The organism is Ignavibacteriota bacterium (assembly GCA_019637995.1).
Classification (GTDB): domain Bacteria; phylum Bacteroidota; class Ignavibacteria; order Kapaibacteriales; family UBA2268; genus JANJTB01.
The window spans coordinates 144,436-157,474 of record JAHBUQ010000004.1 but is presented as its reverse complement, the minus strand read 5'-3'; the positions used below and the strand labels follow the sequence as shown (position 1 = coordinate 157,474).

Genomic DNA, 13,039 nt, shown 5'->3' with positions numbered 1-13,039 from the left:
AATAGAGGGATGTTAAAGAAGACCTACTTCTTTAAGGCAATGCTCGATTCTTTCCCAACTTCTTTCGATTTCAAAATCAAGTCCGAAAGAAAATCTTATAATACTACCGGTCATTCCTATATCGTCACGCACATCTTCCGGAATTTCCGATGAAGTTGAATGGCTTGGCGAACTAAACAGTGTCTTGTAAAAACCAAGACTTACAGCAAAGTAACCAACAAGATTTTCCTGCATCATAGGGAGTATTTTTGCAGCAATTTCATCAGTTTTGACATCAAGAGTAACCATACCGCTAAATCCATAGCCGGGATTCATCAGCACTTTCATTTTTTCATGATGAGGATGAGACTTAAGTCCGGGATAAATAACACGCAAACCGGCAGCTTCAAGCTTTTCAGCTATGAACATTGCGTTTTTACTGTGCTGTTGCATCCTTATGTGAAGTGTCCTGAGATTTTTTAGTATGCTCGCTGCTCTCAAACTATCCATAGTCGGACCGAGGAGCATTGAGTATCCGGTATTTACATCTTTCATACTACTGATAAATTCCCTATCAGCGCAGACTACTCCGCCTACAGCGTCACTTGCCCCGTTGATATACTTCGTCAAACTATGAATCACTATATGTGCCCCGTGATTATATGGAGATATCACCATTGGAGTAAAAGTATTGTCCACGACAAGTTTACAATCACTTTCATCAGCAATTTGTCTGAGTGCTTTAATATCTGCAACTTCAAGCATTGGGTTGCTGATGGTTTCGCAGTATATCACCTTAGTTCTTGGAGTAATTGCTGCTTTTACTTCATCCAACTTAGTAATATCAACAAAATTACATTTTATTCCCATTTCAGGAAAAATATTTTTAAATAATGCAAAAGTACCGCCATAGACAGTTCGGCTCGATACAATTTCGTCGCCGCTTGAACATAATTGCAAAGTAGCGCAGCTTATTGCTCCCATGCCCGATGCAAAAACATGTGCAGCAGGTGTATTCTCAAGAAGTGCTAATGCATCGCTTAAGAAACTGTTCATAGGATTCATGTGGCGCGAATAAAGGTAGCATCCTTCGATTTCATGCTCGAAAATTTCATTCATCTTTTCACTTGTCAAAAAAGTGAATGTAGATGAATCAGTTATTGATGGGTTTACTCCACCAAATTCGCCAAATACAAGATAATCCTGTATCCTGTTAGCAGGTTTATAATCCATTTTTAGTAACTCCTGTTTTTATCAGTATTTTTTTTTATAAATTGTCATTTATTAAAGTACAAAATTCGTAAAAAAAAATGAGAAAAGCAATTAATTATGAATTATTTTCAATAATAGCGATTATTGTTTTTGAAATGTTTGAAAGTATTGTATTTTTTAGATTTAAAATCATTGTAGTAAAAAAAAAATCATTAATTTTGTAATATTATATAAGTGAATTTTTGGAGATGATATGAAAAAGATTTTTGCCTTAATTTTTGTGCTTTTATTCGTAGCTAAAATTGCTTTTTCTCAAGAATTGCGCAATGTTGACTCCCGTGATTTTGCTGTATTGCTGTCTGCTGAAGTAAGCATAAATCCACCATCAATAAAATTGATTTGGGAAAAGAATGAGCTTGCATCTCAATACAGAATCCATAAGAAAAGGATAGCTGACTATGCTTTCGGCAATGAGCCGATTGCAATATTAGATAGTTTAACGACTGAATATACTGACCCCAATGTACTTCCCGGAGTTGCCTATGAGTATGAAGTTTGGGCACTTCAGAGAGGTACAGCTCAAAGTAACCCCATGTCTTTCTGGGGGTTTGGGTATTTGCTCACTGGTATTGATGTACCGGAATACGACCAGCCCGGCTATGTACTTCTGTTGATTGATGAAACAATGAAAGACGCTTTAAGTAGCGAAATTCTCAGGCTAAAAAATGACCTTAGAGCCGAAGGATGGGGGATATTGGAGAGATATGTACCACGAACTGAACAATTTGACGGACAAGCTGTGAAATCAGCTAAACAGATTGTAATTGATGAATACAACAAATATCGAAATGATTTAAAATCAATTTATATTTTAGGCAGAGTTGCTGTACCATATTCAGGTGATATTTATCCTGATGCACATCCTGACCACCGTGGCGCCTGGCCTGCTGATATTTACTACGGATATCCGAATGAATTATTATGGACAGATGTTTCAGTAAATATGACAGTTGCAAGCAGAGAAGCAAATAAAAATATTCCCGGTGATGGAAAATTTGACCAATCAAGTATTGGAACTTCACTTGCCTCAATTGCAGTCGGTAGGGTGGACCTGTATGGAATGAAAGCGTTCCATGGAGAGCTTCAGAATCCGGAAGCGGTACTTTTAAAACGTTATCTTGATAAAAATCATAATTACCGCAACGGGCAATTTGATTATGAAATTGCAGGCATTATTGATGATAATTTTGCGGCACATAATATAGTTGAAGCATTCGCAAGCTCAGGCTGGAGAAATATCGGCTCTCTTGCCGGAAGAAAGAACGTAAAAAAAGCAGACTTTTTTACTACTCTCGGAACTGAAAGCAAGCTATTTGCGTATGGTTGCGGAGGTGGTTCTTACACAAGCGCCGGCGGTATTGGAAATACCAACGACTTTGCTACTAAAGATGTCAATGCTGTGTTTACTATGCTTTTCGGCTCATATTTTGGAGATTGGGATATTGATAACAATTTCCTGAGAGCGCCACTTGCTACAAATCCGATGGCTCTAACCTGTAGTTGGGCAGGACGTCCTCACTGGTATTATCACCACATGGCTTTTGGCTATCCGATTGGTTATTCAGCACTCCTATCTCATAATAATACTAACACTTATAAACCGAATATTGTTTATACAGCACAATATCCCAATGGAGTTATTTTTAGTATCGGTATGCGAAACATCCATACTGCACTTATGGGTGACCCGACATTAAAGCTATCTCCTTATTCTGTACCAAGCCCCGATTTGGTAAAAGTTTCAGTTCCATTAGGCGAATCTGATGATATTCATACAGTAAAAATTGAATGGTCGGCACCTGAAATTGCTACTGAGCATCATTTTAATATTTATCGCTCTACTGATGAGTTCGGAAAATATGAAAAACTTAATTCCAATCCGCTAAAGGGAACAGAGTTCATAGACACTCTTTCAAATGAAGACTTCTACAGGTTTGATGGTGATATTTATTACTTGGTTCGGACTGCAATGCTTGAAACCAATAATTCAGGAAGATATTATAATGTCAGTCGTGGTAGAGTCGGAAGTGCCTTTGTAACAAGTGTAAACAGCAAAACTACTTTTAATTCAGGTATAAAAATTAATCCGAATCCTGCAACTGATTTAGCAACCATTCAATTTACTAATGGTATTTCAGGACCAACAGAAATTGAGGTGGTTGACCTTAGTGGAAATCAATTGATCATTTTATTGCACAGTGATTTGTATGCCGGAACTCATACTGTCAATTGGGACCTGAAAACTGCGACAGGCTTGAGTATTAATCCGGGAGTTTATTTTGTTAGAATGAAAAATGGCAACAAAATTTACGTAGAGAAATTAATCAAAATGTAATCCAATTATAAAAAAAATCAGCTGCTTCATTGATAAGTAAAATTGGGGCAGCTTTTTTTAAAGAGAAATCTCATTTATTTTTAAAATAATTTTATTGATTTAAAGTTAACCCATAATTTAATAGATGATTATTTACAGTATACTGATAATGATAAGAAACGGATTTTTTAAACTATTTATAATATTACATTTTCTGCCAATTATTTTCTTACCAAAAGATTTGATTTCAAAAAATCCTGAAAATTCTGAAATCAAAAATCTTAGAGATAGTATAAATGTATATTATTATTCATTTGATAAAAAAAAACTTTCAAATTTACTTGAAATCTCAGACAATCTTATCAAATCGGACAATTCTGACTATTATTCATATTATTATAACGGAATAATCAGATACTGCCTCGGAAGAGTAGTTTACAATGAAAGCCGTGACCTTGCTTACGACTATTTCGATAGCTCGCTCGATAGGTTTGAGAAAGCATTCGCTAACAAAGAGACACCTGTAGCTCTTGCTATGATATCAGCTGCTTACGGTAAAAAATCTGCTCTTTCACCTCTGAAAGCGATATTTTTAGGACAGAAAGCAAAAAACAGAATTTATGATGCTTATTCGTCGGATTCCTTAAACAGCAAAGTCCTGCTTGTCGCTGCAACGCATTTGATGCATATTCCCGGGTTTTATGGTGGAGATAAAGTAAAAGCTCGAAAAATACTTATGAAATGCCTTGAAATCAACAAAAAAAACATGCAAACTGATTCCCTTGAGCTTAATTGGGCTGGGGATGCGGAGATTTATGCTTATTTAGCTCAAATTGATATTTTGGAAGGAAAATTCGATGATGCAAGGCAAAATATGAAAAAGGCTCTAACCATCAAACCTAAATATGGATTTGTAATGATTGACCTTGAAAATCAAATTAAAAAGGCTGAAAAATGAGCCGGAAAATCAGATGGGAAAAAGCTCAAAACTATGAGAAAAATTGGTGGAATAAGAAAAAAGCAGCCATAGATTTAAGCTATTTAAAAAAATTTGCTGATGAACTCAGGCAACAGGTCGCTCCATTTGTAGATCAAAGTAAGTCACTGAAAATACTTGAAATCGGAAGTGGACCGGCAGGAATTCTTACACATCTCAATGCTGATTTGAGATGTGCTGTTGACCCGCTTGAAGATTTCTACTCATCTGTCAGTGAATATGCTGATTATCGAGATAAAAATGTGAATTATTACAAAGCTATGGGTGAAGAACTGCCTTTTGATGATTCGGTATTCAATTTAATTATTGTTGATAATGTGCTCGACCACTGTCAAAGCCCTTATAAAGTTATTAGTGAAATCAACAGAGTAGCAGAAATTGGTGCCATAATTTATTTCAAGCAGAATACTTATCATTTAATCGGAAAAATCCTTAGAAATATACTCGAAAAATTCGAAATTGATAAAGGACATCCTTATAATTTTACTGAAAGTGATATTTTAAAAATTTTCTGCCAGAAAGATTATGAAATTCTCAATAGAAAGGGGAGAGGACATATTAAACAACTTTTTGTAGAGCTGAAAATGAGAAATTTGAAAGCACTAATCAGAATTTTTACATTGATGACACGCAATAAAATAACATTAATTCTCAAAAAAAAATAATTATTGCTGTTGAAAACTTTTTTAAAGAGAAATTTCAAATAATTCGTGTTTTATTTAATGAGCGAAATAACAGAAAATATTATCAAATTACTTCCTGACTTTATTGCTAATCAAATAGCGGCGGGTGAAGTTGTTCAGAAACCGGAATCAGTAGTAAAGGAGTTAATTGAAAATTCTCTAGATGCCGGAGCTGATACGATTATACTTTCAGTTAAAAATGCAGGAAAGAGTCTCATCCACGTAATAGATAACGGCAATGGAATGTCAGAGAAAGATTTAAGGTTATCTGTGAAACGGCACGCCACAAGCAAAGTATTCTCGTCTGAAGACTTGGAAGAAATAAAAACTTATGGATTTCGCGGAGAGGCGTTAGCATCGGTATGCTCAGTTGCAAATGTTGAGATAAGAACCAAGCGACATGATGATAAGCACGGATGGAGATTGATCGCTGAGCCTATGAAAGATGAGTTGATTGAAGAGTTCAACTGCGATAAGGGAACTCAGATTTTTGTGAGAAATTTATTTTATAATGTTCCTGCAAGACGTAAATTTCTCAAATCGAACCTGACTGAATTCAGATATATTTCTGATACAATGATTAAAATTGCAATCGCAAGACCTGAGGTAAGATTTACATTTTATGATGATGATACTTTAATTTTCGATGTAAGGAAATCAGACCTGAAGCAAAGGATTATCGAGTTATTAGGGCAAAGTGTAAAGACATCACTTATTCCGGTAGAATATCAGAATGATTTTATAAAAATCAATGGTTTCGTTGGTGAGCCACATCTAGCCAGACAGAGCCGTTCCGGACAGTTTTTCTTTCTGAATGGCAGGTCAATTTTAAGCAATTCTCTGGCTCATGCAGTTTATTCATGTTATGAGGAACTGCTTGACAAGAACCAGAAGCCATTATTTATACTTAATATTGGAATTGATTATTCTAAAGTTGATGTGAATGTCCATCCGCAGAAGCATGAAGTTAAATTTGATGATGAAAGATTTGTTTATAATTCGATTAAATCAGCTATTCTTGGAGCTTTGAGCTCATATAGTATGATTCCTGAGATAAATATAGATATTCAGAATGCCGCAAATCCATTTACAACTGTTCATTCAGGAAAAGATAAAATTGTTGTAAATAAAATGACCGGTGAAATAATCAATAACTTTAACTATGACAATTCGAATCAGAATTTTTCTGGAACAGGAGATATTTCAAGGTTCAAGCCAAATCGCAGTGCATTTGATGATATTTTTGGCAAAACATCTGATTATTCGAATGATTTGCTTATTCCTGCAGACATAGAAAGTCATAATTATAAGTATATCGGAAGCAGATTTATAGTCATTGAAATAAACGACTATTTAGTAATTATGGATCAATCAGGATTGCAACAAAGAATACTTTATGACAGAGCTTTAAGTCAAAAGATATCCGGAAATTCATCTGTTCAGGATATACTTTTTCCTATTGATATTGAGATATCTGAAGGTCAAAAACAAATTCTTACAAAAGCTATATCTGAGATTGAATCTATCGGTTTCAGATATGAAATATCAGGCAATGAAGTTGTTTTTTCAGGAATTCCAAATACAATCAGGCAAGGAAAGGAAGAAGAATCTCTGCGGAAATTTCTAAATGAATTGTCAACAATCGAAATTGATTTAATCGGCGATTTATTCGACAAAATTTGCACATTTTATTCAGAGGCTGTATCTGTCAAAAATGGCTCTGACTTAATGGAAGTAGAAATAAGAGATTTGATGAAATCTTTGAAAAACTATAAAATTCCAATATTTTCTCCAAGAGGAAAAAAATCTGTAATCAAACTGACATCACAGGAATTTTACAATAAATTATTTTTCAGCTCATAAATTTTGCATGTATAATGAAAGATAAATTAAATATATTGATTTTGAACTGGCAGGATATTAAAAATCCTCTTGGTGGCGGTGCTGAAGTGCATCTTCATGAGATTTTCAGCCGAATAGCGAAAATGGGGCACTACGTAAAACTCATTTCCTGTGAGTCAGTCGGATTACCTGAAAATGAGATTATTGACGAAATAGATGTAACAAGGAAAGGTAGCCGCTCACTTTTTAATTATTATGTGCCAGGACTTGTGAAGGATGCTTTGAAAGCTAAAGATTTCGATATTATTATTGATGATATAAACAAAATTCCTTTTTATACACCAATTTATATAAAATCAAAACCCCTACTTGCAATCAGTCATCACTTTTTTGGAAAAAGTATATATCGTGAGGCAAATATTATAGCCGGAAGCTATGTCTATTTTTCTGAATTTGTAGTAAATTTTATTTACAAACATACTCCATTTTCAGTTGTTTCCCAAAGCACACTCGACGAGTTTACTCAGAGAGGATTCGATACAAGCCGTTTTAGCATAGTAACCAATGCAATTACTCAGGAAAATTTTCCGATGAAAGTATGTGAAAAATCAAAATCACCTACTGTTACATACTTCGGAAGACTAAAAAAATATAAATCAGTTGACCATTTATTCAGTGCATTTGCAATTTTAAAAGAAAATATGCCTGACGCTAAACTTGAAATAATTGGAAGAGGCGACTTCAGACCATATTTGGAGAAGCTTTCTGATACTCTTGGTATAGCTGACTCAGTAATATTCCATGGATTTGTTTCAGAGGATGACAAAAGTAAAATTTTATCCCGATCACATATTATTGTAAATACATCAATGAAAGAAGGTTGGGGTATTACAAATATTGAAGCCAACGCCTGTGGAACGCCTGTGATATCAGCCGATGTGCCCGGATTGAGGGATTCAGTCAGTGTCGGAAAATCCGGTTTGCTTTATGAATACGGAAATATTAAGGAGTTAGCCGCTAAAATGACTAATGTGTTACAGAACAAAAGATTATTTGAAGAATTGTGTAACGGAGCTGTCAGATGGGCTGAAACCTTCAGCTGGGATAAATCAGCCGGCGAAATGCTTGAGGTAATTTACAATACTATCAATCAATATAATTCCAAAGAAAATCAGGGAAAATAAATTTCTCTATTTTGAGATTGCCATACTTATTTCTAAGTATTACAATTTTTTAAAACAGGATTATTGTAGAAAAAAAATTGCCACTATCTTCAGATAGTGACAACTTCAAAAATCTAATAATTAATATTAATGAAATATATTATTCTTGAGTCCAGCGAATATTCAATTTTCTTGCTGCTAAAGCATCATCAACCCTTCTGATTGGAGTAGTCAGAGGTGCTGAAGTAACAAGCTCAGGATTTGTACGGGCTTCTTCCGCAATTTGATTCATAACATCAGCAAAACGTTCAAGATTTTCGATAGCTTCAGTTTCAGTAGGTTCAATGAGCATACATTCATGAACAATAAGCGGGAAATAAATTGTCGGAGCATGGAATCCATAGTCAAGCAAACGCTTAGCTATATCCTTAGCATTGACGCCTAATTCTTTTTGATAGTCAGCACTAATAACAAATTCGTGCATACCGTTTTCATTATAAGGCATCTTGTAATTATCTTTAATAAGCGCTCTTATATAATTTGCATTCAGAATTGCATTTTCACTTACCTCTCTAAGTCCTTCGGCTCCATGCATTCTGATGTAAGTCAAAGCACGTGTATACATACCGAAGTTGCCCCAGAAAGAGTGCATCTTGCCAATTGATTCAGGCTTATCAAAATTCATTATGAATCTTTCGCCATCTTTTTCAATCTGTGGTACAGGCAGATAAGGAACAAGTCTTTGGCTTACGCAAACCGGACCTGAGCCGGGACCGCCACCACCGTGAGGAGTTGAGAATGTTTTGTGCAAATTGATATGAACGCAGTCGAATCCCATATCTCCGGGTCTGGCTATACCGAGAAGAGCGTTAAGATTAGCCCCATCCATGTAGCTGAGACCACCTGCATCTTTAACAAGTTCATTTATAAGCAAAATTTCCTTTTCAAAAATTCCAACTGTGTTTGGATTTGTAAGCATAAATCCTGCAGTATCATCACCCAATTTTGACTTAAGGTCTTCAATATCTACTCTGCCTTGTTCATTTGATTTGAGCTCTACAATCTGAAATCCTGCAATAGCTGCTGATGCCGGATTAGTGCCGTGCGCGGCATTCGGAATAAGAATTTTGTTCCTTTTAGTATTGCCATGAGCATTATGATAAGCCCTGAACATTAAAATACCTGCAAGCTCACCTTGCGAGCCGGCTGCAGGTTGGAGAGTAACACCCTGCAGAGCAGTAACTTCTTTAAGTGCTTCGCCCAAATCATACATCACAGCTAATGCACCCTGAGCCATATCTTCGTTAGATAATGGATGAAGGTCAGCAAAGCCACTATAAGAAGATGTTACTTCATTAACTTTTGGATTATATTTCATTGTGCATGAACCAAGAGGATATAACCCTTTTTCGATATTATAATTCAAGTGAGAAAGACGTTGAAAATGCCTGGCAATCTCATTTTCGCTAACTTCCGGAAGTTCAGCGTCATTTTTTCTAATAAATTTTTCGGGTAATAAGGATTTCAAATCCTTAATTTCGATGGATAATTTCGGCAATGAATATCCAACTCTTCCTTTACCGCTTTTTTCAAAAATCAACTTTTCCATATATATCCATTATTGAATTTTACTTGACAAATTTTCTAAAGCCGCCATAGCAGCTTTTTGTTCAGCTTCTTTTTTATTTTTTCCACTGCCGGTACCTTGAATTTCGCCATCAATAACAACACCTATACGAAATTCCTTGTTGTGCGGTGGTCCAGTTTCTTCCAATACCTGATAAGTTGGTGCTTTTTTTCCATCTTTCTGCACTGCCTCAAGTAATTGGCTTTTATAATTATTATCCTCAAATAAATTTGATTTTATAATAATCGGTATCAAAACTTTCACTACAAAATCAGTAGCGGCATTATATCCTGAATCTAAATATACAGCAGCTATAATAGCCTCTACGGCATCACTCATCATTGAATCACTGCCACTTTTAAGATTTTTTTCAGCTCCGTGGCTGACTCTTAAAAATTTCTCAAGTTCGAGCTCATGAGCACAATTTGCTAAAGCATATCTGTTGACCATCATAGAGCGAAGTTTCGTAAGCGAGCCTTCGGCTTCATTGATGTGATTGGCAAAAAGATAATCTGTAACAATCATGCTAAGAACAGCATCCCCAAGGAACTCGAGCCTCTCATTTGAATTGTAGTTTCCATGAGGAAGCACTTGCAAGTAAGAGCGATGAGTCAAAGCCTGTTCGAATATAGCAGTATTATCAATATTAATTTTAAGCCTTATTTCAAGCTCGTCTTTTAAAGATTCTCCCAGAAACCCAAGTTCAGGGAAACCCCTTTTGGAAGCCTCTTTGATAGCTTGGCTGTCAAGAGGCTTTTTTCCAAACAGGTTTTCATAAATATTTCTGAAAATACGTTTCACAATATTATCAGTAAATTATTTGACTTCATAAGCTTTAAAGCATAATGAAGCATTATGTCCTCCAAAACCAAATGTATTGCTAACAGCAGCACGGATTTGTTTGTCGATTGACGTATTAGGAACATAGTTCAAATCGCAATCTTCATCCGGTGTGCTATAATTAATAGTTGGAGGAATTTTCGAATGATGTATTGCTAATGTAGCGGCAATAGCTTCAATCGCTCCTGCAGCGCCAAGTAAGTGACCTGTCATAGACTTAGTAGATGAAACAGCCAAATTATAGGCATGCTTACCAAAAACAGTCTTGATAGCAGCAGTTTCGTTTCTGTCATTAAATGGAGTTGAAGTACCATGAGCATTGATATAATCAATATCTTCAGGTTCCAACCCTGCGTCTTTAATTGCAAGCTTCATTGAGCGAACAGCACCTTCTCCACCTGGAGCCGGCTGAGTGATATGGAATGCGTCATCGGTCAGACCGATTCCGGCAAACTCACAATATATCTTGGCTCCGCGCTTTATAGCATGTTCTTCTGTTTCAAGTATTAGGATTCCCGCACCTTCACCGATAACAAATCCATCGCGTTCTTTATCAAACGGGCGACTCGCACCGGCTGGGTCATCGTTACGGGTGGAAAGAGCTTTCATTGCATTAAATCCACCTACACCCATAGGACACACAACAGCTTCACTTCCGCCTACCACCATCATATCAGCATCACCGCGTTGAAGAATCATCAGTGCATCGGCAAGCGAGTGAGATGAAGTAGCACAAGCAGAAACGGTAGCATAATTAGGACCTTTAAGTCCCCATTTAATTGCTACGTGACCGGCTGCAATATCAGAAATAAGCATAGGAACAAAAAATGGAGAAATTCTGTCAGGTTTGCCGTCTCTTTCATAAAGATTTTGTTGTTGATGGTGATATGTCCACATACCACCGATACCTGAACCAATTATAACTCCGATTCTTTCTTTATCAAGAGTATCAAAATCAATTCCGGCATCTTCAACAGCCATTGTTGCTGATGATAGAGCATACTGAGTAAATAAGTCCATTCTTTGGGCTTCTTTAAAATTTATATGCGGTGAAGGGTCGAAATTCTTGACTTCACACGCAAACTGCGTCTTAAAGTCAGAAGCATCGAACTTTGTAATTGGAGCACCACCGCTTTTTCCTTCCAATAACGAGTTCCAATATTCTTGAAGGTTATTGCCTATAGGAGTAACTGCTCCTAAACCCGTTACAACAACCTTAGGGAAATTATATCTCGGCATAAACTACCCGCCGTTTTTTTATTAAAAATTATTGACGTTCTTCTAAATAACTGATAACCATACCTACTGTCTGAATTTTTTCAGCATCGGCATCTTCGATCGTAATATTGAATTCTTTTTCGAATTCCATGATGAGTTCAACTGTATCAAGTGAATCTGCACCTAAATCTTTAGTAAATGAAGCTTCATCTGTGATTTGTGATTTTTCAACACCAAGCTTCTTAACAATAATGTCCGTTACTTTAGTTCTGTACTCTGACATATTCTTCTCCATAATCAAAAATTAAACAAAATATAAAATAGAATTAAATTAATTACATTGCAAGTCCGCCATCTATGTGAAGCACCTGTCCGGTAATATAATTTGCACCATCACCTGCAAAAAACATTACCACTGAAGCAATTTCTTCAGCTTGTGCTACACGCTTAAGCGGAATATTGTTTACGAAATATTCTCTCTGCTCTTCAGATAATTTTTGTGTCATTTCAGTTGCTACATATCCGGGAGACAGTAAATTTACGGTAATATTTCTGGATGCCAATTCTTTGGCAAGAGCTTTTGTTAGTCCTACTAATCCTGACTTTGAGGCAGAATAATTGGCTTGACCGGGATTTCCGATTGTGCCTACTATTGAGCCGATATTGATAATTCTTCCGTAACGCTGTCCCATCATTGTGCGGGAAACGGCTTTTATGCAGTTAAAAGTACCTTTGAGATTAATATCCATTACGAAATCCCAGTCATCTTCTGACATTCGTATAAGGAGATTATCTTTTGTTACACCTGCATTATTCACTAAAATATCAATTCTGCCTTCTTTTTTAGCAATTTCACCAACTGCTGTAGTAACAGATTCAAGATTTGATACATCAACTTTTACGAAATCAATTAAATTATTGATTTCCTGATTTTCAGTAAATGTACTTTTATCTTCAGGTATATTTCTTCCAAAGGCATAAACCTTAGCCCCACTGCCTGCAAATGCAGTACAGATAGCCTTTCCAATGCCTTTTGTGCCGCCTGTTACTATGACAATTTTATCTTTCAAAATTTTTACCTTTTTAAAAATGTAAATTTAGTAA

The 13,039-nt window shown here is 35.9% G+C and carries 11 protein-coding genes; 5 read left to right on the top strand and 6 right to left on the bottom strand.

The window, feature by feature from the left end:
• Nucleotides 1–12: 12 nt before the first annotated feature.
• Nucleotides 13–1,212: an aminotransferase class I/II-fold pyridoxal phosphate-dependent enzyme gene (locus tag KF896_14975; GenBank protein ID MBX3045012.1), complete on the bottom strand. Its 1,200-nt coding sequence runs from the start codon at nt 1,210–1,212 to the stop codon at nt 13–15.
• Nucleotides 1,213–1,444: 232 nt separating this feature from the next.
• On the opposite strand from KF896_14975, the gene KF896_14970 reads away from it, so the two are divergent.
• The 5 genes from KF896_14970 (at nt 1,445) to KF896_14950 (ending at nt 8,271) form a co-directional block, all read left to right on the top strand.
• Nucleotides 1,445–3,586 carry a T9SS type A sorting domain-containing protein gene (locus KF896_14970; GenBank protein ID MBX3045011.1) on the top strand — a complete coding sequence of 714 codons (2,142 nt, stop codon included), beginning with the start codon at nt 1,445–1,447 and terminating at the stop codon, nt 3,584–3,586.
• Nucleotides 3,587–3,734: 148 nt separating this feature from the next.
• On the top strand, nt 3,735–4,523 hold the full coding sequence (locus KF896_14965; GenBank protein MBX3045010.1) for a hypothetical protein: 789 nt from the start codon (nt 3,735–3,737) through the stop codon (nt 4,521–4,523).
• Nucleotides 4,520–5,227 (top strand): methyltransferase domain-containing protein, encoded by a 708-nt coding sequence (locus KF896_14960; GenBank protein ID MBX3045009.1) that lies wholly within the window; start codon nt 4,520–4,522, stop codon nt 5,225–5,227. Before KF896_14965 ends, KF896_14960 begins: the two co-directional genes overlap by 4 nt.
• Before the next feature lie 57 nt (nt 5,228–5,284).
• Nucleotides 5,285–7,108: a DNA mismatch repair endonuclease MutL gene (mutL, locus tag KF896_14955; protein MBX3045008.1), complete on the top strand. Its 1,824-nt coding sequence runs from the start codon at nt 5,285–5,287 to the stop codon at nt 7,106–7,108.
• Between the two features lie 14 nt (nt 7,109–7,122).
• Nucleotides 7,123–8,271: a glycosyltransferase family 4 protein gene (locus KF896_14950; protein ID MBX3045007.1), complete on the top strand. Its 1,149-nt coding sequence runs from the start codon at nt 7,123–7,125 to the stop codon at nt 8,269–8,271.
• Nucleotides 8,272–8,410: 139 nt separating this feature from the next.
• Here the strand turns inward: KF896_14950 and gcvPB are convergent, their stop codons facing one another.
• The 5 genes from gcvPB to fabG are packed head-to-tail and all read right to left on the bottom strand — an operon-like array spanning nt 8,411 to nt 13,008.
• Nucleotides 8,411–9,859, bottom strand: a complete 1,449-nt coding sequence (gene gcvPB / locus KF896_14945) for an aminomethyl-transferring glycine dehydrogenase subunit GcvPB (protein ID MBX3045006.1) — start codon at nt 9,857–9,859, stop codon at nt 8,411–8,413.
• Between the two features lie 9 nt (nt 9,860–9,868).
• On the bottom strand, nt 9,869–10,678 hold the full coding sequence (rnc, locus tag KF896_14940; protein MBX3045005.1) for a ribonuclease III: 810 nt from the start codon (nt 10,676–10,678) through the stop codon (nt 9,869–9,871).
• A gap of 15 nt (nt 10,679–10,693) precedes the next feature.
• The gene (gene fabF, locus KF896_14935) at nt 10,694–11,956 is read right to left on the bottom strand and encodes a beta-ketoacyl-ACP synthase II (GenBank protein ID MBX3045004.1); all 1,263 of its coding nucleotides are present in this window, start codon (nt 11,954–11,956) and stop codon (nt 10,694–10,696) included.
• A 28-nt stretch (nt 11,957–11,984) separates the two neighbouring features.
• The gene (locus KF896_14930) at nt 11,985–12,218 is read right to left on the bottom strand and encodes an acyl carrier protein (protein MBX3045003.1); all 234 of its coding nucleotides are present in this window, start codon (nt 12,216–12,218) and stop codon (nt 11,985–11,987) included.
• Between the two features lie 52 nt (nt 12,219–12,270).
• Entirely contained in the window at nt 12,271–13,008 is a 738-nt protein-coding gene (fabG, locus tag KF896_14925) for a 3-oxoacyl-[acyl-carrier-protein] reductase (GenBank protein ID MBX3045002.1), read from the bottom strand.
• Nucleotides 13,009–13,039 lie beyond the last annotated feature (31 nt).